At 40.7% G+C, this 21,426-nt stretch carries 22 protein-coding genes; all 22 read right to left on the reverse strand.

The window, feature by feature from the left end; genetic code table 11:
* Positions 1 to 80 precede the first annotated feature (80 nt).
* Positions 81 to 287, reverse strand: a complete 207-nt coding sequence (atpE, locus tag NST93_RS12530) for a F0F1 ATP synthase subunit C (protein ID WP_405097516.1) — start codon at positions 285 to 287, stop codon at positions 81 to 83.
* Positions 288 to 551: 264 nt separating this feature from the next.
* Positions 552 to 1,274, reverse strand: a complete 723-nt coding sequence (atpB, locus tag NST93_RS12535) for a F0F1 ATP synthase subunit A (protein ID WP_405097518.1) — start codon at positions 1,272 to 1,274, stop codon at positions 552 to 554.
* 64 nt (positions 1,275 to 1,338) lie between these two features.
* Entirely contained in the window at positions 1,339 to 1,731 is a 393-nt protein-coding gene (locus tag NST93_RS12540; protein ID WP_405097520.1) for an ATP synthase subunit I, read from the reverse strand.
* Between the two features lie 637 nt (positions 1,732 to 2,368).
* Positions 2,369 to 4,513 carry a S8 family serine peptidase gene (locus tag NST93_RS12545; protein ID WP_405097521.1) on the reverse strand — a complete coding sequence of 715 codons (2,145 nt, stop codon included), beginning with the start codon at positions 4,511 to 4,513 and terminating at the stop codon, positions 2,369 to 2,371.
* 234 nt (positions 4,514 to 4,747) lie between these two features.
* Positions 4,748 to 5,377: a uracil phosphoribosyltransferase gene (gene upp / locus NST93_RS12550; RefSeq protein ID WP_405097523.1), complete on the reverse strand. Its 630-nt coding sequence runs from the start codon at positions 5,375 to 5,377 to the stop codon at positions 4,748 to 4,750.
* A 195-nt stretch (positions 5,378 to 5,572) separates the two neighbouring features.
* Positions 5,573 to 6,811, reverse strand: a complete 1,239-nt coding sequence (glyA, locus tag NST93_RS12555; RefSeq protein ID WP_405097525.1) for a serine hydroxymethyltransferase — start codon at positions 6,809 to 6,811, stop codon at positions 5,573 to 5,575.
* A gap of 162 nt (positions 6,812 to 6,973) precedes the next feature.
* On the reverse strand, positions 6,974 to 7,540 hold the full coding sequence (locus tag NST93_RS12560; protein ID WP_405097527.1) for a TIGR01440 family protein: 567 nt from the start codon (positions 7,538 to 7,540) through the stop codon (positions 6,974 to 6,976).
* A gap of 31 nt (positions 7,541 to 7,571) precedes the next feature.
* Positions 7,572 to 8,012 carry a ribose 5-phosphate isomerase B gene (gene rpiB, locus NST93_RS12565; RefSeq protein WP_405097529.1) on the reverse strand — a complete coding sequence of 147 codons (441 nt, stop codon included), beginning with the start codon at positions 8,010 to 8,012 and terminating at the stop codon, positions 7,572 to 7,574.
* A gap of 22 nt (positions 8,013 to 8,034) precedes the next feature.
* The gene (locus NST93_RS12570; RefSeq protein ID WP_405097531.1) at positions 8,035 to 9,324 is read right to left on the reverse strand and encodes a methyl-accepting chemotaxis protein; all 1,290 of its coding nucleotides are present in this window, start codon (positions 9,322 to 9,324) and stop codon (positions 8,035 to 8,037) included.
* A gap of 21 nt (positions 9,325 to 9,345) precedes the next feature.
* A complete protein-coding gene (locus NST93_RS12575; RefSeq protein WP_405097533.1) occupies positions 9,346 to 9,954 on the reverse strand; it encodes a low molecular weight protein arginine phosphatase in 609 nt (202 codons plus the stop codon).
* Between the two features lie 275 nt (positions 9,955 to 10,229).
* Positions 10,230 to 10,808, reverse strand: coding sequence for a manganese efflux pump MntP family protein (locus NST93_RS12580; RefSeq protein WP_405097535.1), 579 nt, complete (start codon positions 10,806 to 10,808; stop codon positions 10,230 to 10,232).
* Positions 10,809 to 10,858: 50 nt separating this feature from the next.
* Positions 10,859 to 11,875: an L-threonylcarbamoyladenylate synthase gene (locus NST93_RS12585; RefSeq protein WP_405097537.1), complete on the reverse strand. Its 1,017-nt coding sequence runs from the start codon at positions 11,873 to 11,875 to the stop codon at positions 10,859 to 10,861.
* A complete protein-coding gene (locus tag NST93_RS12590) occupies positions 11,844 to 12,128 on the reverse strand; it encodes a hypothetical protein (RefSeq protein ID WP_405097539.1) in 285 nt (94 codons plus the stop codon). The genes NST93_RS12585 and NST93_RS12590 overlap by 32 nt, the downstream gene beginning before the upstream one ends.
* A 295-nt stretch (positions 12,129 to 12,423) precedes the next feature.
* On the reverse strand, positions 12,424 to 12,825 hold the full coding sequence (locus NST93_RS12595) for a hypothetical protein (RefSeq protein WP_405097541.1): 402 nt from the start codon (positions 12,823 to 12,825) through the stop codon (positions 12,424 to 12,426).
* A gap of 64 nt (positions 12,826 to 12,889) precedes the next feature.
* Positions 12,890 to 13,492, reverse strand: a complete 603-nt coding sequence (gene spoIIR / locus NST93_RS12600) for a stage II sporulation protein R (RefSeq protein ID WP_405097543.1) — start codon at positions 13,490 to 13,492, stop codon at positions 12,890 to 12,892.
* Positions 13,493 to 13,703: 211 nt separating this feature from the next.
* Positions 13,704 to 14,561: a peptide chain release factor N(5)-glutamine methyltransferase gene (gene prmC / locus NST93_RS12605; RefSeq protein WP_405097545.1), complete on the reverse strand. Its 858-nt coding sequence runs from the start codon at positions 14,559 to 14,561 to the stop codon at positions 13,704 to 13,706.
* 1 nt (position 14,562) lies between these two features.
* On the reverse strand, positions 14,563 to 15,633 hold the full coding sequence (gene prfA, locus NST93_RS12610) for a peptide chain release factor 1 (RefSeq protein WP_405097547.1): 1,071 nt from the start codon (positions 15,631 to 15,633) through the stop codon (positions 14,563 to 14,565).
* Between the two features lie 89 nt (positions 15,634 to 15,722).
* Positions 15,723 to 16,343 (reverse strand): thymidine kinase, encoded by a 621-nt coding sequence (locus tag NST93_RS12615; RefSeq protein WP_405097549.1) that lies wholly within the window; start codon positions 16,341 to 16,343, stop codon positions 15,723 to 15,725.
* Between the two features lie 514 nt (positions 16,344 to 16,857).
* A complete protein-coding gene (locus NST93_RS12620) occupies positions 16,858 to 17,103 on the reverse strand; it encodes a type B 50S ribosomal protein L31 (protein ID WP_405097551.1) in 246 nt (81 codons plus the stop codon).
* Between the two features lie 177 nt (positions 17,104 to 17,280).
* Positions 17,281 to 18,561 carry a transcription termination factor Rho gene (gene rho, locus NST93_RS12625; RefSeq protein WP_405097553.1) on the reverse strand — a complete coding sequence of 427 codons (1,281 nt, stop codon included), beginning with the start codon at positions 18,559 to 18,561 and terminating at the stop codon, positions 17,281 to 17,283.
* A gap of 388 nt (positions 18,562 to 18,949) precedes the next feature.
* A complete protein-coding gene (gene glpX / locus NST93_RS12630; protein WP_405097555.1) occupies positions 18,950 to 19,918 on the reverse strand; it encodes a class II fructose-bisphosphatase in 969 nt (322 codons plus the stop codon).
* A gap of 112 nt (positions 19,919 to 20,030) precedes the next feature.
* Positions 20,031 to 21,317, reverse strand: a complete 1,287-nt coding sequence (locus NST93_RS12635; protein WP_405097557.1) for a UDP-N-acetylglucosamine 1-carboxyvinyltransferase — start codon at positions 21,315 to 21,317, stop codon at positions 20,031 to 20,033.
* Between the last annotated feature and the right edge of the window lie 109 nt (positions 21,318 to 21,426).

Below are 21,426 nucleotides of genomic sequence, written 5' to 3' on the forward strand. Positions count from 1 at the left end.
TTCACAGTATCTGATCAATTAATCACTACATAAAGGAATGGCGAAGATTCTAAAATCCGATCCCCGCCATCTTAAACTTATTAAAGAACCATGAATGCAATAACTACTGCCATGATAGGAATCGCCTCAACTACCCCTACCCCGATAAACATTGTTCCTTGTAGTGAGCCTTTAAGTTCTGGTTGTCTTGCAATACCCTCTACTGTTTTACTTACAATCATACCGTTTCCTAGACCTGCACCTAATGCTGCTAGTCCAACTGCTATTGCTGCTGCTAATGCTCCCATTTCTAATTTCCTCCTTTTATAATAAACCTCTATTTGAGGTCGTCCAAAAAGTCCGGTAAAAATGACACTTCGAATTTCTTCGTTGGCTCGCTTTTCCGCCCCTCATGTACCTAATAATGTACATTCCGGTGCGGGGAGCTTCGCCGCCTCGAACTTCGACGCACAGGATGTGCTAGTGTCGGCATTGCAACAGGACGTTGCGATTTAGCCGACCTTGGTCCTTTTTATCCTCCTATTTGAACACACTATTATTTGTTTTTTTATTTAATGGTCTTCGCTCACTTTATGAGACATGTATACCATTGATAACATGATAAATACGTAAACCTGAATTGCTCCGATGAAGAGCTTGAAGCCCATCCATGCCAGTGTTGGCAATGCTGCTCCAAAGAATCCTAAGAATCCAGTTGTTGCTAATCCAATAAGCAAACCTAATAATATTTCTCCCGCAAACATATTACCAAATAAACGGAGTCCTAATGTTAATGTGTTTGCAAACTCTTCAACTATCTTAAGCGGCAACAGGACTGGTGTCGGACTTAAATACGTCTTGAAGTAATTCTTCGTCCCGCGTATTTTGATACCATAAAAATGTGTCAAAAGAATAACCATAGTTGATAATGTTAATGTAATCGTTGCATCAGCAGTAGGTGCTTTCCACCACAGGTCTGTGCCAACCACACCAATTGTTACTATCCCAGCGATGTTACCAAACAGAATGAAGAATGCCAATGTAAGGGCCAGCGGCAAGAAGATTTTCCCAGCTTTCCAGTCCATCGTATCACTGATTATCCCTCTAATAAAATCGACAATCCACTCCATTATATTCTGTTTTCCAGTTGGTTTCATTTGAAGACTGCGAGTTGCCCATACAACTACGACAAAGACAAGAATGGATACAATTGCGAGCATGAATACGTTCGCAAGGTTAAAGTCGAGCCAGGAGATTCCAAATACATCTTCAACTATTGGAGCTGTATGATCCAATATTATCACCCCTTTACATTGTTGATTTAATTAAAAAACCTGCATATCATGCTGTAAACAGCTATCACTGATTATCATGGTCCCTCTTTCTTGACAGCAATCGTACAATTCCATCAAGGCCCATCACCAGATAAGAAGTCATTAAACCTATAACCACAGCGATAATATGGAAGTTTTCTTCAAAACGCATTGCAACAACCACACCTAACACTGCTGCTGCCATTCTTGAGAATGTTCCTAAGCCAGATCGTGGTTCTCCTGTTGTCGCAACAGCATCTCCAAACGCCCTGGTCTTTTGCTGCAGCAACCACAAGTTGTAGAAACTAATTGCTCCCCCCAGCACGAGTCCGTTAAAAACTCTAGTATAAGGAAGGAATCCAGCCCCGAGCACGAACAATGCCAGGAAATAGAGCATCCACTTTCGTTGACGTGCTACCATACTGTCAAATTCAAACATGTTTACTCTACTCTCCTATGTAAGAAACATAGATATTACTCCGGAAGAATAACATCCAGTTGCAGGTTGCATGCGTTTCCATGCAATACCTGTAAAACATCCGCACTCCTGATTCATTTACAAAACTTGTCAGTCGAACAGCGGGCTTACCTATGTAACAAAAAAATAATGGGAGAATCTTTCAAATTCCATTTTCTGCTATGTTTTAGAAAATCCAGTTGAGAAACAACTTAATATGTGACATTTCTGCTCTATTTCTACAGAAAAAAACAAACTATACTTCTGTTAAAAGAAATGGTGCAAACCTCACATTTCACCTGGAATCCATTCTTCCCACACTAAGTTAGTTTACATTATTAAGCCCTTGATTGTCAATTAGAATAATAATATAAAAGAAATTGTCTTTCTTGGTTTTTTTTATCCATTTCCGACAATAAAACGAACGAATATACTACAATCCCTATACATTATCCTTCAATTCTATCATTGTATTTATGACGTTTCTGTGAACAACCTGGAAATATTTCAATTTAAGTATATTTCTCAATAATAATTATTATTACTTTGTAATTATAATAATAAGAGTACCATTGATTATGCGTGGAGCAGCAAATACTTTTTTATTTGCTGCTCCACTTTATTCAACTGCAATTGTAACTTCTTCTTTTTCGATTACACCTTGCTCAGTAATTGCTGTAAGAACAGCCGTGTATATTCCAGGGTCCAGGTTTTCACTTGTGATTTCCCCTTCATTCATCCCTGTCGCTGGTTTGTCAAGCGTGATTAGCCGTCCTTTATATAACAGTGTATCCGGGTCATAGAGATCTACAGTAAAGGTCTTTAAATCTTCAGTGGCATAGACTTGGTAAGTATACGTATCGTTAGAAAAATGCTTCATACTCCATTCGAATCCTGCTGCTTTCGGCTGATCTGCTTCCTGATTCACAAACAGATATGGAAGCTCGTAGGCTTCATTCGTCGTCTTTTCCACTAATTCAATATATCCTTCATGCACCCCTTCCTTCATGACAGTACTGTTTATTGCCAATTCAACCGCAATCTCCTGCTTTTCACCAGGTTTAACTGTGAAAGAAAGAGGCAGCTTCCAATGAAGCCCAGTTTTCTGTTTTGGGATGTTAAATGTATAGTGCTGCTCGGTTTCCGTCAGATTTTCAATTGCTACTTTAAAATCTTTCTCTTGATGCCGTTCTGAAATTCTTCCGCCATGCAATTCCGCGTTATAAATAATTGCAGGGGTTTCGATTGCATCCTTTACGCGAATCAGACCATGACCTTGAATCGAGGGGGCGAGAATGTCAGGTTCCTCTTTTAACAGAGCCGCAGTCGTCTTGAGAGCATGAAAAACCTTATCCACATTCCAGTCAGGATGGGCTTCTTTCATTAGCGCAATCGCTCCACTTACATAAGGCGCGGCCATACTTGTGCCATCAAATGCCTCGTAACCTCCAGGCACTGTACTCAAAACACTTGTTCCTGGCGCTAAAATATCCGGTTTAATCTGCCAATTAACGGTCACTGGTCCTCGCGAGCTGAAGTCAGCTATCGTCGTTGGTTTCTTTTCGTAAATTGTATCGATGTAATGCTCATTCCGATTGCGGAGCCATTCCCCTTCAGCCTGTGTAATACCTGCAACCGGAATAACGATACCCTGGTTTTCAATCATCCCATGCAATGCCCCTTCTTCATTGTTTGCAATCAGTACGGCAATCGCACCACGCTCTTGTGCTTCAAGGGCTAATTCTTGAAAAGTTCTTTCACCTCGTTGATATAGAGCAATTTTCCCTTGCAGGGATTCCTGTGCTTGCTCTGCAGCAATTACCGGATAGTCTTTCTTCAAATTCCAGTCAGATGCGCCTTGCATCGTTAGAATCTCAATTTTCATATCTTCCAGAGAATCATAAAGAAAGGGGATTTCAGCCGGGGCTGTTGCTGCTCCGACAGACAGTGCATGTGCAGCAGTTGCCGGAGCGCCAACTGTCCAGCTTCCCGGACCACTATTCCCATTGGCAATAACGACGGAAACTCCCAGTTCTGCCGCTTGATTCACTGCTGTACTTGTTGGGTAGTCCGGTCCATTTACTTGGTTTCCCAGGGAGAGATTAATAATATCCACATCATCTAATACCGCTTTTTCAAGTGCGGCTAATATGTGGATGGTTGAACCATAGCCACCCGGTCCCAACGCTCGATAAGCGTAAATTTCTGCCTCTGGAGCGATTCCTTTTATTTTGCCATTGGCAGCGATAATCCCAGAAACATGTGTGCCATGATTCGTTGGTATCCCTTGCTCTGGCACTGTCTCCATTGGATCCTCATCAAAATCAAATAAATCAAATCCCTGAATATAATTTCTCTTAAGGTCTGGGTGTGTATAATCTATCCCCGTATCAATGACAGCAACTTTAACTCCACTTCCCGAATAGCCAGTCTGTGGATAACTTGGCTGGATGAATTGCTCCCGCAGGTTTCCAGTGGAAAGTGCTTGATACTGCTGTGGCTGATACATCCCTTTAATAAAATCTGCAGTTTCCATTTTCGCGAGATGCTCTGGCTTCCCTTCGATAGCAAGCCCATTAAAGATCGTTGAATAGCTTGCAATCACTTCGATAAAAGGGTGATAAGTCTCTATGTATGCTTGATGTTGCTCCACATCACCCTCTACTTCTATAATTACTGTTTCCAGCTCCGTTTCGGCTGCAGTCGTTATTTCTGCTGTCACTAAAAAGCTAATGAATACGAGAAAACATAGCAATTGTTTCATTAAGGTCGTCCCCCCATGATGAATTATGCTTAGTTTTCGATAAAAATCAGTTTCTATGTATGGTGTTTGGAAAAATCAGGATAGTATGTGGAAGTGGACAGGGATTCGCAGTGTAAGTGTTTCTCTTTAAACAGACGGTGACAGTGTTTCCCTTGTTGGTTTATTCATAAAAAAACAGCTCCGAACCTTGCTTCTTCGCTGTTCGGGGCTGTAAATGGTTTCTTATGATACGTCTTACTTTGTTCCAAATAAACGGTCGCCTGCATCACCTAAACCAGGGACAATGTAGCCATGTTCGTCAAGGCGTTCATCAATCGCACCTAAATAGATATCGACATCAGGATGTTCCTCTTTAATTACTTCTACACCTTCTGGAGCAGCGACGAGGCACATTAATTTAATGTTTTTTGCACCGCGTTTTTTTAATGCCTGGATTGCATCATTTGCTGATCCGCCGGTTGCCAGCATTGGATCCATTACGATTAGTTCACGCTCAGAAATATCTGATGGAAGCTTCACATAGTATTCTACAGGTTTTAATGTTTGAGGATCACGATAAAGTCCAACATGACCGACCTTTGCTGCTGGAATTAATTTACGCATCCCTTCAACCATACCTAGACCTGCACGTAGAATCGGAACAAGACCAATTTTTTTGCCAACTAATTCTTTCGTAATTGCAGTGGTTACAGGTGTTTCTGTTTCAACGTCCATTAAAGGAAGATCTCTAGTAATTTCGAATGCCATTAACATAGCAACCTCATCAACTAATTCTCTGAATTCCTTTGTTCCTGTGTTTTTATCACGAATATGCGTTAATTTATGTTGAATTAACGGATGATCTAGTACGAAAACTTTACCCAATTGCAGATCACTCCTTCAGATTTTTTATATCTCTCAAATTGTACTGAAATTCTAGCAGTTATTCAAGTACAGTTTTGACATTTAAATTTTTCTTTTTATTTTCAATAGAGCATATTATGGGAAAAAGTAACAAGGCTTGGCTGCAACAATAAAAAGCAGTCCATTCAGAAATCGATCTGATGAACTGCTTTTATTTTAGTTTGTATATAACGGGAATTTATCTGTCAGGTTGACTACACGCTGTTTTAATTCTGCAAGAACTGCTTCATCTTCATGATTCTTCAGTGCAGTTGCCATAATATCGGCAATTTCCTTCATTTCTTCTTCTTTAAAGCCGCGTGTTGTTACTGCAGCTGTTCCAATACGAACACCACTTGTTACAAAAGGACTTTCCGTGTCGAATGGAATCGTATTTTTATTTGTAGTAATTAAAATATCATCAAGTACTTTTTCAGCAAGCTTACCAGAGAACCCTAGAGCTTTAACATCCAATAAAAGCAAGTGATTATCTGTACCGCCAGAAACGATACGAATGCCTGCTTTAGAAAGCTCTTCTCCAAGAACTGCTGCGTTTTTAATAATCTGGTTTGCGTATTCCTTAAATTCAGCAGATAATGCTTCCTTAAATGCTGTAGCTTTTGCTGCAATTACATGCATTAATGGGCCACCTTGCATGCCTGGGAATACGGAACTGTCAATTTTCTTTGCATAATCTGCTTTACAAAGAATGACACCGCCACGTGGACCACGCAATGTTTTATGTGTTGTTGTTGTAACAAAATCAGCGTATGGCACTGGATTTGGATGCAAGCCTGCTGCAACAAGTCCTGCAATATGCGCCATATCGACCATTAAGTATGCATCAACAGCATCAGCAATTTCGCGGAATTTCGCAAAATCTATGATTCTCGAATATGCACTTGCACCAGCAACAATCAATTTCGGTTTAACTTCTTTTGCTTTTTCCAAAACAGCTTCATAATCGAGCTGCTCTGTTTCTTTATCCACCCCGTACTCCTCAAATTTATAGAGTTTTCCACTGAAGTTAACTGGACTTCCGTGTGTAAGGTGACCTCCATGGCTTAAATTCATACCAAGCACTGTATCCCCAGGTTCGAGGATCGCTGAGTAGACAGCCATATTTGCTTGAGCTCCTGAATGCGGCTGCACGTTTGCATGATCAGCACCAAATATTTCTTTCACACGGTCACGCGCTAAATCTTCCGCAACGTCCACAAATTCACAGCCGCCATAATACCTCTTGCCAGGATACCCTTCCGCATACTTATTGGTAAGCACAGAACCCGCTGCTTCCATTACCGCTTGCGACACAAAGTTTTCTGATGCAATGAGTTCAATATTATTTTGCTGACGCTTCTTCTCATTCTCCATTGCTTGATACAATTCTGGATCTGATTGTTTCAGATGTTCCATTTTTTAGCCCCCTTATATGTTAAATACGATGTATGAAGTGAAGGAACATATTATTGTTCTCATTCTTCTCTCTTCTTTACAAAATTCCTTACTGCAGCCTAAAACGATGAAACAGCAGTGCAAAAGAAATATACATCATTTTACACTACTGTTCTTCCTGTATCAATTGTTTCTGGTATTTTCATAGTTTGCGCGGGATCCGCCAATCAGCTTTGGCCTTGTCCGGGCAGCAGCCAGTCGAGCTGACCCAATAAACTTTTGTTCAAAACGCAGTGGCACAGCAACTGATTTTAAATGCATTCCAATCATCGTTTCGCCAATATCAATACCGGCATGTGCTTTACCCTTGAGCGTTTCTGCTACAACCGGGTCCTCCATATGCTTGTAGGCGTAAGAAGCCATTGAACCGCCTGCTGTTGGAACAGGAACTGCACTTACTTCCTCAAGCTGACAGGCAATCAGTGTTTCCCGCTCCACAACGAGTGCACGGTTCAAATGCTCACAGCATTGAAATGCGAGCTGAATACCTGTGTTTTCTTTTAATCGTTTTAATTCTTGAAAAAGAACCTCTGCAATGTCTTCTGTTCCTGCTGTGCCGATTTTTTTGCCGGCAACCTCACTTGTCGAACAGCCGATAACGAAAAGCCCGTCCTTTTTCAAATAATCTGTCGCCAGCCATTCAGCAACGACAGCTTGTATATCTTGTTTCACTTCCTGTTGAATTGACATAGAGTATCACACTCCATTTATGCTTTTAAATTTATTTATCTTCGTACGTTGTGATTTTTTCAATTCTTCTTTCATGACGGTCACCTTGAAATTCCGTTTCAAGCCAAACCTTTGCAATTTCTCTTCCTAAACCGGGACCAATTACCCGTTCACCCATTGCAAGGACATTTGAATTATTATGCTGTCTTGTTGCTTTTGCACTAAACATATCGTGAACAAGTGCACAACGGATTCCTTTTACTTTGTTCGCTGCAATCGACATGCCGATTCCGGTGCCGCAGATAAAAATTCCACGATCAAATTCGCCGCTGGCAATGCGCTCTGCTGCAGGAAGAGCATAGTCAGGATAATCAACTGATGCAACACAGCTTGCACCCGCATCTTCATATACAATGCCCATTTCATCTAATAAATCGGCAACTTCATTACGCAGTGTCATGCCGGCATGGTCGCCAGTAAGTAATACTTTCACTTCATCTCATCCCTTCTAAATTTTATAGCTGGAATTGATTAATTTGTTTCTTCAGCAGATTTGCCTGTTCTTCAATCTCTGAAGCGAGACGGTCTACATCTTCAATACTCGCTACCTGCTCCTGAATCGCAGCATTCACCTCTTCTGTTCCTGCAGAGGTTTCTTCCGCAATTGCAGCAACTTCCTGTGATTCGCGGCTTGTATCCTGAATCGACCCGAGCTGTTTATCCACAAGACCAGAAATCGACTCAATTTCAGAAGCTACCTCCATCACAGAACCAGACATCTCTTCAAAAGCAGCATTGGTTATTTTACCATTCTCTGCTTCTTTATTTGCAAAAATTACATTTTGATTAATATTTTCTACAACATTTTTAACATCTTCTTGGATGGATCCAATTAATCCGGAAATTTGCTGGACAGCTTGAGCACTTTGGTCTGCCAGCTTCCGAATTTCCTCCGCAACAACTGCAAAGCCCTGTCCATGCTCACCCGCTCTTGCAGCCTCAATGGAAGCATTCAGCGCAAGCAAGTTTGTTTGCTCTGCAATCTCGCCAACCATCGTAATAATTGACTCGACTTGAAGTGCATTTTGCTTAAGGTTATCCACATTTGCTAATGACGTTTCCTGTTCACGAGCAAGCTGGTTAATTCCGTTGACTAGATGATTCACTACTTTTTTACTATTCGTTAACGTCTCCAGCATTTGATTGGATTTCTCTTTAGACTGTGCAGCGCTCTCCTGAACATTAAATGCCAGGTTTGAAGCAACCTCGACAGATTCTGCCGTATTTTGAATTGCTTCTGATGAGTCTTCCGCACCTCTGGAAATCTCGCTGATCGATGTACCAATCAGCTGTGAATGTGTATATGCTTTATTCGAAGCCTGTTTCATCTGTATAACAGAGTCATTCGTCTTCTCAAAATTTTCTTCAATATTTTGTACAATGCCATTTAAATTACGCAGCATCGCATCAAAAGAAATCGCTAAACCACGAATTTCATCATGTGACTTTGGTATTTCAACAGTCTGGTTCAGATTTCCTTCTGCAGCTTTCCTTGCTGCTTTCTCAAGATTTTCGATTGGCCTTGTAATTATTCTGGCAAAGAAAAACGCCAAAATTCCCGACCAGATGATTCCCAACAGGAATGTAATAACTGTAAACCATTCCACACTAAGTGGCAAGACAGTTTTAAAATAATCATATAAAAAAAAGATAAACACGTAAGAAGTACTATATGTAATGATTGCTAAAGAAGCGGTAAACAGGACGAGCTTTAATCTTATGCTGAATGAATGTTTCCTTTCCATTGGCTTCCTCCTCAGATTTCTTCACTGATTTTCCACTTTTTTAATCAGACACTGGATATTTTGATCTAGTTCTTCAAGTGTCTCCAGATAAATAGTTAATGTACCGCCAAATGGATCGGAAATATCATAATTGATAATTTGACTCTCCATTTCCCGCAGTCTTTCATAATCCTCCATAAGGTATTCTTGCAATGCTTGGTTCAATTGATTCGTATTATATTTTTGCTGATTTTCGTGAATAAAGCGTTGTCGCTTTTCCTCGAAATCTGTTCTGGCTGTGATGAATTGCTGCCAGGTTGCCTGATCTGCATCAGCGACATACTCCTTTAACGTAAAGTACTTCGCCTGCTGAACCGGATGCTCCATGACAAGCAGCTGTTTATGATCGGTAGTCATTGTCAGAACGATATCCGCCCAGTTCAGTAATTCATCTGTGATTGGCTGAGAGGAATGTGTAAATGAAATATTCTTTTCTGATAAGGCTTTAATCGCATTGCTGCTAGCCTCTGATCCTTTGCTTGCAAAAACACCTGCAGACTGAACATGAGCCTTTGGGTAACGCTCTTTTAACAGCGCTTCTGCCATCGGACTTCGGCAAGTATTTCCCGTACATACAAATAAAATATTCATTAATAAACCCCCAGTACAATTCTATTATTAATATAACATATTCTCTCATACGTGTTAACGGATTTCGTTTTTTTCTGTGAGAAAAGACCTAGAAAAGTAAAAAGACTCACGCAATTGCAGAGAGTCCTTACATAAAGTGAAACTTCAATCGGTGGGAGGTTTTGCTTCTTTCCCACTGATTGTTAGTTGAACCAATCGGGCGATTAGAGGAAGTTGATACCCCAACTAAAATGTTCATTTCTTCTTCACTTCCTGAGATGGGGGTTTACTGCCTCTTAACCTGCGATAAAAATAATGCTTATCCCAAATCCGCATAGAATACTTCCACCAAGAAGCTCACTATACCTTCCAAGAAACCCTTGTACCTTGCGCCCTATCAGTAATGCGAGACACGAGAGCAAAGCACTGAAAAAACCGAATAAAAGCAGTGCCAGCATAATCTGCACTCCGGAAATTCCAAGACCAAATCCGACAGTAAAACTATCAATACTTACGGTAATTGCCAGAAGAAAAAGTCCTAGGCCAACTGGAGGTATCAAGAGCTTCTTTTCCTCTGTAAAAGCACCAAAGAACATTTGCGCACCAATGACAAATAAAATAATTCCACTTACAAGCTGTGCATAACTTTCTAATGGCGATGCAATCATTTTTCCAAGAATCATGCCAATGAAAGGCATGAACACATGAAAGCTTCCAATCACAAGACTTATCAACAGGATTCTTTTCAAACGTAAACGCTGCATCCCAATTCCCAGGCAAATGGAAAATGCATCAAGTGCCAGAGCTTGGGCGAGCAAAATAAGTGAAAGTATTTCACCACTCGTATTTTCCAGGATTCTTCCCTCCTTGGACATGCTTATACACTATATGCATGCCAAGAAGGGAGTATTCTATTTCAGGCTGTTTATTGTTCGATATACCTTGTCATCGCTTTTCTCAAACGATTCATTACCGCTTCTCCAATACCTGTCTCTGGAAATACCTCTGCGATAATAAGATCAACCTCTGCCTCTTTAAAAGTCCGCAGTGCATCATAAAGCCGACTTGCAACTTCTGAAAGATTACCCCCAAGATTAAAACGCTCATCTGCTTTTACCTGTTGATAAATTTCTTTGCTGGCAAGAACAGCTACTTTTTTCCCTTTATGCTGCTCTTTATCCACAACCTGTTGGATTGCTTCTGCATTTCCTTCCACAAGCCATAATGGCACTTCAGGCGAATAATGTTTATATTTCATTCCTGGTGATGCAGGTTTTTCATTATTTTCCATTACGATGTCAGCAACAGGAATGATTTCCTCAATTTGCTCTTTCGTAATTCCACCAGGCCGCAAAATGACAACATCGTTCTCCCGGCAGGAAATCACTGTTGATTCCAAACCAACACCTGTCGGACCACCATCGACAATCCCTGCAATTTTACTTTGCAAGTCTTCATAAACATGACTTGCTGCCGTCGGGCTCGGCTTACCCGATATATTTGCGCTTGGTGCTGCTATCGGCAGATTACATGCTTGTAAAATCGATAAAGCAACAGGATGATCAGGAATACGCACAGCTATTGTGGATAACCCTGCTGTTACGTTCGTTGCACATGTTCCATTCGTTGGAAGTACATATGTAAGAGGCCCTGGGGAATAAGCTTTGATTAACTCTTCCACATAATCTGGCAGGTTATCCACAAGTCCTCGCAATTGTTCGACTGTTGCGACATGAGCAATCAATGGATTATCCTGTGGTCTGCCCTTTGCCGCAAAAATTTTCGCAACGGCTTCTTCATTTGTAGCATCGGCTCCAAGTCCATAGACCGTTTCAGTTGGAAAAGCAACAAGTTCACCCTCCGATAACAGCGCGGCAGCCTCCCGAATGACGTTTTTATTATCTATTTCATTATTTTTGATTATCATCTGTTTTGTTTCCATCGGTAACCCTCGTTTCTATGTTAAACAGTTTAGATGAAAAATTAAAATTATGCAATGCAGCTGCCATAACTCCACGTACAATTACAGTCCGTTTACACTGCAGCTCTTTTATCATGCCAGGATATAAACCGCTGACTAGATTAATCCGGTAATTCGACATTCGAAATATAGTTATGTCATTATATGATAGCAGAAGACGCTTTAGATTATTATATCGTCTGCACGCATGCTTATTCCCAGCAACAACTCTCATAAGGACTCATTCTTAATCTAGCAACATAATCAGAGCACCCTTAAGCATTTGAGCACAAGGCAAACCGAATCGTCCGGGATAAGAGACATACCAGCTGCTCGCGGAAAGCGAGCAGATTTCCAGATGGGATTGGAAGAGAGCAGAAGTTTTCAACAAGAAAGCCCATGGATATTTATCCACAGGCCAAGGAGAGGAATATCGTTAAATAATAAGGGGTATCCATGTTTAACAATAGAATTCATCCAGTTTTTCAACAAGTTATTCACATCCATTTGGGGATAATGTGAATATATCTCTATGACACTTGGTAACTCCACCAACTGCCTGACATGACAGACCTCTCAGCAATAAATTTATTTTGTTTTTCTGGTTGAAAGCTCAAGGCTTCCAGCAAGATATCCACAACCGGTTGGTGACTGTGGACATATACTAACTTTGCTTCCCGTTTTCTCGCTAATTGTAGAATCGTCTCTAGTAAAACTGGCAGTTTAGCTGCTTCACTTTGCGTAATATATAGTTGTTTCAACCATAAAACGTCCGATTCCAGTTCTTCCAGAATAAAGCTCGCTTCTATATGACCCGAGATTTCCACAACATAGCCCTTTTGCAGCAACAGCTGTTTATTTATATTATCATTTCGTTCAAGGTAATCCACAAGCTGTTCATAAACTGCATGTTTTACAGGCATTATTTTCATTTTATTCACCTCAAGAAGATTGGATTATTATCTTTTCTAGCATTTTATGCAATATCCCATAAAACTATGACCAACCTAACCATTCAAATAGAAAAAACTTCACTTCGACTTCTTCTGGCTCTTCCAGCTCTTCTTCTTGTAAATCCTTCGCTTCTACAGTAGTGCCAAATGAAAAGTCGAGAAAACATAAAGGCGGAAACAATACACACCACCAGTTCGAACCATCGCCCTCACCAAGCGTAATTAAAATTGCTTCATACTCACCAGCTGGATAAAGATAATCGCCATACAATTTCATTGGAAAACTAATATTGCTCCCATATTCTACTGAAAAATCATTTTCTGTTCCATTTTCATCAACAACTTCTTGAATGATCATTTCTATTTCAGGGATTTTTTGCTGAATGAGTTTTCTTGCTTCTTCTATATCTGTGATATCAGCTACCCACTCTGTTACCCTTTCATTTACCCGATCCCGCACCATATGCTTCAGCTTCTGATCTGCTTCCTCATCACTATTTGCGAGTATCCGCAAACGAATCGCTTCATCCGGAATAACTTGATAGTCCTCTTCTCCTGAACCAGCTGCTTGATTATGTTTATTCCAGCCAACAAGGCAAATGGAAACTAAAAGTATAATAAATATAAAAAATACTAGTTTTTTCATTTTCATGCTCCCCTTTTAATGAACTATCCATAGTATGGTCAGAGAAATGAAAAGATAAACTAGTATTCTGGTATTTTTTTCAGAGATTAACAGGCTGTTCGATCTCGGGTCCCAGCGTTTGTACAAAGCAAACAATGGCTAATCGGGCTTCCAGCCGGTAAAGCCTGATTGTTCAACTAACATTCTGCATGTTGCAGAATGAAGTTTCCCTTTATATTTTTGCTAGAATGATACGGTCTTTCCCGTTGATATCCTGTATGATATCCACAGAAGCTTGTGGAAAACTGTCTGTAATCAATCTTTCAATTGCATGTCCTTGTGTATATCCAATTTCAAAAGCAAGCATTCCACCCGGTTTCAGTATCTCCTTTGCCTGCCGGATAATCCGCTTGTATGCTGCAAGACCGTTATCCTCAGCAAACAGAGCAAGCTCTGGGTCGAAATTTATAACTGTATCTGCCAGACTTTCCCGTTCACTTTCCGCGATATAAGGCGGGTTCGAAACAATGATATCAACAGTTTCCGTGTTATTTAGAACAGGCTGCAAAAAGTCTCCTTGGATAAATGCAACCTCTGCACCAAGTTCCCTTGCATTTTCTTCAGCAATTTTCAGGGCCTCAGAGGAGATATCTGTTGCAGACACGCTTGCACCCGCTAACTCCAGAGCAAGTGTAATTGCAATAATTCCGCTCCCTGTACCCACATCAACAAGATGAATTGGAGTTTTTCCAGTTTCTTTTGCTGCTTCGATAACATGGTGTACAAGCTCTTCTGTTTCTGGCCTAGGGATAAGTACATGGTTATCCACAATATAACGCCTGCCATAAAATTCTTCATAGCCTGTCATGTGCTGAATTGGTTTGCCCGTTTCCGCGTGTTCTTTTATATCTTGCATAAACGCCTCATGAATCGCTTCAGGTATCGCCTCGCGCATATTCATAAAAAATGCTGTACGCGATAAACCAAGATGATGCTGGAGCAGTAATTCAGCAACTCGGGCTTCACGATGATATTCTTCTAAAAAAAGAGAAGCCCATTTCAGGACTTCATATTGTTTTTTTTCATTCATTTTATTCACCAATTTGTGCAAGTTTTTCTGCTTGCTCTTCTAAAATAAGTGCTTCAATAAATTCTTCAAGCTTCCCGTCAAGAATTTGGTCGAGCTTTTGAATCGTTAATCCAATACGGTGATCCGTTACACGGTTTTGCGGGAAATTGTACGTGCGGATACGTTCTGAACGGTCGCCCGTTCCGACTGCGGATTTTCTGCTCTCATCATATTCTGCTTGCGCTTCCTGCTGGAATTTATCATAAATACGTGCACGAAGCACCTTCATCGCTTTTTCTTTGTTTTTTATTTGTGATTTCTCATCCTGAATGGAAACAACAATTCCAGTAGGTTCGTGTGTTAAGCGAACAGCTGACATTGTCGTGTTTACACTTTGTCCTCCAGGACCACTCGAAGCGAATGTATCTACACGAATATCTTTATCGTGAATATCAATTTCTACTTCTTCTGCTTCCGGAAGTACTGCAACGGTTGCAGTTGATGTATGGATGCGTCCGCCGGATTCTGTCTCTGGAACACGTTGTACACGGTGAGCACCATTTTCATATTTCAAGCGGGAATATACATCTTTCCCGTTAATCATGAAAATAATTTCTTTATAGCCGCCAACTCCTGTTGAGTTAGCTTCCATTATTTCTGTTTTCCATCCTTGATGCTCTGCATAGCGTGAATACATCCGATATAAGTCGCCAGCGAATAACGCTGCTTCGTCACCGCCAGCTGCACCGCGAATTTCCATAATAACGTTCTTATCATCATTCGGATCTTTCGGAAGAAGCAGCACTTTCATTCTTTCTTCCAGTTCCTCTGTTTGTTCCTGGAGTTCGCTGATTTCACCCTTGACCATTTCTTCCATTTCACTGTCAAGTTCATCTTCAAGCATTTCTTTCGCATCAGAAAGCTGCTGCTGAATATCTTTGTAGTCGCGATACGCCATTACAACATCTTCCAGTCCAGACTGCTCCTTGCCATAATCACGCAATTTATTCGGATCACTGGCTACTTCTGGATCACTTAGTAATTCATTCAATTTATTATAACGATCTTCTAACGCTTGTAATCGATCTAACATCCCGAACACCTCATTTCAAATAACATTCTAATTATATTATACCTTATTCCCATGGTCAAAATTGTTAGGTGTGCCTATGTTATGACAAGCTATTTCGTAAGTCTCACAATATGGCGAATATCTGCTGCTACAGGCTTATTCGGCACTTCATGATGGTGTCTGCATCTTGGCTCATAGGATTCAGATGCTCCGACAAGAATGACTGGGTCATCATATGAAGCTGGCTTTTCGTTGATTAAACGCTGTGTGCGTGTTGCTGGTGAGCCACATTTAGCGCAAATCGCATTTAACTTTGTGACATATTCACTCAGTGCCATTAATTTTGGCATCGGGCCAAATGGCTCCCCGCGGAAATCAGTGTCCAGCCCAGCTGCGATTACCAGGATACCGCGATTTGCTAATTCCCCGGCAATATCAATAATCGATTCATCAAAAAATTGCACTTCATCAATTCCAACAATCTCCGTTTTATCATCTATATGTTCAAATATATCTGCTGCAGTTTTAATTGGCCGTGCCATAATTGTTGTTCCATTGTGGGACACAACAGATTCATCGTCATATCTGTTATCGATTGCTGGTTTGAAGACACGGATAGACATATTGGCATACGTTGCACGACGTAAACGACGAATAAGCTCTTCCGATTTCCCAGAGAACATACTGCCGCAAATTACTTCTATCCAGCCGCTTTGCTTCATCATATACATGTTGCTTTAACCTCATTTCCTTGCGTTTCGCATTTCATCCTATTTCGTTTATGTACCTACTTTAGTCTATACCAATTTCCCATATATTTTAACCCTGTTTGGCAGAAATATTAATTGGCAGTACATGCGGATTGTTCAGAGTCTGGATGCTTTTCCCTCAGCAGAGGCATCTTGAACGGTTCCCTGCAAGAACTAAAATAGGTTCATTCTATTTCATTTATAATTTATTCGCTCATCATTTCAATAAGATTTTTCTATGGGGTGGTGAGTTATTTCCAAATAAAAGACAGGCAAACGTGTTTTCGACATTTTGCCTGTCTGAAGTGGCTTAACGATTTTGGTCGTTTCAGCCTTTTCCAGCTCCAGCACCCAGGGGTCCTGTGCTTTTTCTTTATTCGCAATCCAGCTTCAACTCCTAGAAACTGCCGTCATAAGCAATGGACTCTGCAAGCGGAAATTCACCGTTTTCGGTCCCTTGCTTATGCGTCCGTTTCTGAACAGTCGTTTCAGCTTTTTATTTAATATTATATTTCTTCTTGAAGCGATCAACACGGCCGCCGACTCTGTCAGCTTTTTGTTTGCCAGTGTAGAAAGGATGAGAATCAGAACTAATCTCAACTTTGATTAGTGGGTAAGTGTTGCCATCTTCCCATTCAATTGTTTCATCTGAGCCTCTTGTTGACCCACTCAAGAATTTGAAGTCTGAACTCGTATCAAGAAAAACTACTTTTTGGTATTCTGGATGAATATCCTTTTTCATTTCCTTCCACTCCTTTTTGCCCTGATTCCTTTGGAAACAGAGTTATTGTAAGAGCCGTCATAAGTGAAAAAACCTTATCAAAACTCACATAAAAAGATTATACCAGTCCACGTGCTGATTTGCAATCATTTTTCCTGAAAAATCCCTGTTCGAATAACTTTTTTTGATTTGGGAAAGTTAACGTTTAATCCCTTTGCGTTTCATTTCTTCATCCATTTGCGCAAAAAATTCTTCGTTGGATTTTGTCGTTTTAATTTTCTTCAAGAAGCGCTCAAGAAACTCGTTGGAATCTTGCATCGTTTTACGAATGGTCCACATTTTATCCAGGTGACCTTTGTCTACCAGAAGTTCTTCCTTACGTGTACCGGAACGCAGAATATCAATTGCCGGGAAAATTCGGCGATTAGCCAGATTGCGATCCAGATGCAGTTCCATATTGCCGGTTCCTTTAAATTCTTCATAAATGACATCATCCATCCGTGAGCCTGTTTCGACAAGTGCAGTAGCCAAAATTGTAAAGCTGCCGCCTTCTTCAATATTACGGGCTGCTCCAAAGAAACGTTTTGGACGATGGAATGCTGCCGGATCAATACCACCTGAAAGTGTACGGCCGCTTGGCGGGATAACCAGGTTATATGCACGTGCAAGTCTCGTAATACTATCCATTAACACAATAACATCACGTTTATGCTCTACAAGACGCATTGCCCGCTCTAAAACAAGTTCAGATACACGAATATGACTTTCCGGCACTTCGTCAAATGTAGAACTTACAACATCCACATCTGGTGCAACAGATCGTTCAATATCCGTAACTTCCTCTGGCCGTTCATCAACAAGCAGAATAATTAATTTTGCTTCCGGGTGGTTTCTAGTAATACTGTTAGCGATTTCTTTTATCAGCATTGTTTTACCCGCTTTAGGCGGTGCTACAATTAATCCCCTCTGACCGAAACCAACAGGAGTCATTAAGTCAATAATTCGAGTTGACAGCTTATTCGGTTCTGTTTCCAGTTTCATCAAACGGTCTGGATAGAGTGCCGTTAATCCAGGGAAATGCACACGTTCTTTTGAAGAATCAGGGTCTTCGCTGTTTACTGCATCCACATGCAATAGTCCATAATAACGCTCGTTTTCCTTTGGAGGCCGCACCTTACCGGAAACCTTATCTCCATTGCGAAGATCGAATCTGCGTATTTGTGATGCAGAAATATAAATGTCCTCTGCACTTGGAGAATAATTAATCGGTCTTAAAAATCCAAAGCCTTCGGAAGGAATAATTTCCAGCACACCATCCATAAATAAGAAGCCGTCTTTCTCAGCTTGTCCTTTTAGAATAGCAAAAATAAGTTCCTTCTTTGTCAGTTTAGCATAATAAGAAATCTTGTATTCTTTTGCAAGTGCATATAATTCTTTTAATGTTTTTGTCTCTAATTGAGAAATTGTTAATTCAGCCATAAAATTATCACGCCTATTCTTTTGTCATCTAAATAAATTTATCAATAAATTCAACCTTAAGATTTTTAAATGTTCCACTTCTTATTTGAATGAATTTCCTAGAAGAAATGAAGAGTAATTGGAAGTATATATGGAAGTATATGAAAGACAGTTTTAATACCTGTGCTTAACTAGAATAACCAAGTTAAGCCTTTGGTAAACATCTATTATATTACACTTTCACATGTAATAATTCAACATCAACTCGCCTATTTCCTTGTTTTTTCTTGCAGAATTTTAGTAGTAGGAGAAATGATGAAGAAAAAGGAAGCCAGAAGACTCCAGCTTCCTCTATTCATTTTGCAATGTAATGGTATGTTATATCGTTTTTTGTTATGAAAATATGATTCTAATCGTTCATAACTAGATTCGGCTTTTTAGTGAGGCTGTGTTCCCCTTGCACAAATCTTACTGTACCGCTTTTTGCACGCATGACAACAGTTTCTGTTGTTGCTCTGGAACCTTTGAATTGAACTCCCTTAAGAAGCTCACCATCGGTAACACCTGTTGCAGCAAAAATCGCGTCATCGCCGCTGCAGAAATCATCCATATGGAAGACTTTATCAAGATCGTCTATGCCCATTTCCTTACAGCGCGCCAATTCTTCATCATTGGATGGTACGAGTTTACCTTGAATTTCTCCACCAAGACATTTCAAAGCTGCAGCTGCGAGCACACCTTCAGGGGCGCCGCCGCTTCCCAACAGAATATCCACACCTGTATCATCAAATGCTGTATTAATCGCAGCAGCAACGTCACCTGCAGGAATTAGTTTAATGCGTGCACCTGCATCGCGTATTTCCTGAATCAGCTTTTCATGACGCGGACGATCAAGCACGGTAACAAGTACATCTTCAACTTTTTTATTTTTTGCTTCAGCTACTGCACGCAAATTCTCAATAACTGGTGCATTTATATCTACTTTTCCAACCGCGGCAGGACCTACAGCCAGCTTGTTCATATACATATCTGGAGCATGCAGCAATGTTCCCTTGTCTGCAATCGCAACAACCGCCAGCGCATTCCAGGATCCTTGAGCAACAATATCTGTTCCTTCAAGAGGATCAACTGCAACGTCCACTCCTGGACCGTCGCCTGTGCCTAGTTCTTCACCAATGTAAAGCATCGGTGCTTCATCCATTTCACCTTCGCCGATGACAACGACACCTTCCATTGGAATCGTGTCAAAAACCGTACGCATTGCGCTAGTTGCTGCATCATCAGCATCATTTTTTTCTCCTCTTCCCATCCAGCGGGCAGATGCTAATGCTGCTGCTTCTGTAACACGAACTAACTCCATTGATAAACTTCTTTCCATTCGTTGTCCTCTCCTCTTATACATAAAATAATCCTCATCCCAAAAAGGATTTTTATAAGAGAGGATTTCAAAATGTCTGCTGCAAATAGCAGCTGCTAATCCAGTAAATATACTAGGAGTTCTGTATCTGGTGAACTTCTTCTTCTGTTAATTCTTCACGCCAAATTTTAGCACCTAGATCAGATAACTTTTCTGTTATATTTTCATAGCCTCGATCGATATGATCAATACCTGTTATTTCTGTAACACCATTAGCCATCAAGCCTGCAATAATTAAAGCTGCACCTGCCCGTAAATCAGATGCTTTCACCTTTGCACCTTCGAGCTGTGCTGGTCCAGATACAATAACAGAACCGCCTTCTACTTTAATTATAGCATTCATGCGTCTTAATTCATCAATATGTTTTAAGCGAGCGGAATAAATCGTATCTGTGATTACACCTGTGTTCTTAGCTTTTGTCAAGAGAGTTGTAAACGGCTGTTGTAAATCCGTTGGAAAACCTGGGTAAACCAGTGTTTTAATATCTACACTGCTCAGTGGTTTACCTGGTCTGATAAAGAGCTGTTCATCACTTTCCTCAACACTTACTCCCATTTCACGGAGTTTCGCAATAAGTGATTCAATATGCTGGGAAATGACATTGTCGATGATTACTTCTTCACCCTGAGCTGCTGCAGCGATTGCATACGTCCCAGCTTCGATACGGTCTGGAATAATGGTATGTCTGCACCCGTGCAAGCTCGGAACCCCTTCTATACGAATAACGTCTGTTCCAACACCTTTTATTTTTGCTCCCATATTATTGAGAAGTGTTGCAACATCAATAATTTCCGGTTCTTTGGCTGCGTTTTCAATTACAGTCTTTCCCTTTGCCTTCACAGCTGCAAGCATGATATTGATCGTTGCCCCTACACTGACAACATCTAAATAAATCCTTGCGCCGCGAAGCTCTTCAGCTCTTAGATAAATAGCTCCCTGTTCATTCGTTACGGTTGCACCTAATGCTTCGAAGCCTTTAATGTGCTGATCGATTGGGCGCGGTCCGAGATAACAGCCGCCTGGAAGACCAATTACAGCTTTCTTAAACTTCCCTAACATCGCTCCCATAAAGTAATAGGAAGCACGCAGTTTCTTGACTTTTCCATTTGGCAGCGGCATTGCAACCATGTTTTCCGGATTGATTGTGATATTCTGACCTTCCAAGGAGACACTGCCGCCAATCTCTTTAAGCAAATCACTCAACGTATATACGTCTGAAATATTAGGCAAGCCTTCGATAGTTACTTCGGTATCTGCAAGAATGGATGCTGGCAATAATGCAACTGCACTGTTTTTCGCACCGCTGATTCTCACTTTGCCGTTTAACGGATGACCGCCTTCAATTAATATCTTTTGCATATGATTACTCGCTCCTAATGAGGCTATTCTAATCAATTTAGAGGGGTTGTCCAAAAAGTCCGGTAACGTGACACTTTGGTAAAAGAGGATGTTCTGCTAAAAACCGTCC

The organism is Oceanobacillus sp. FSL H7-0719 (assembly GCF_045040795.1).
GTDB lineage: Bacteria > Bacillota > Bacilli > Bacillales > Amphibacillaceae > Oceanobacillus.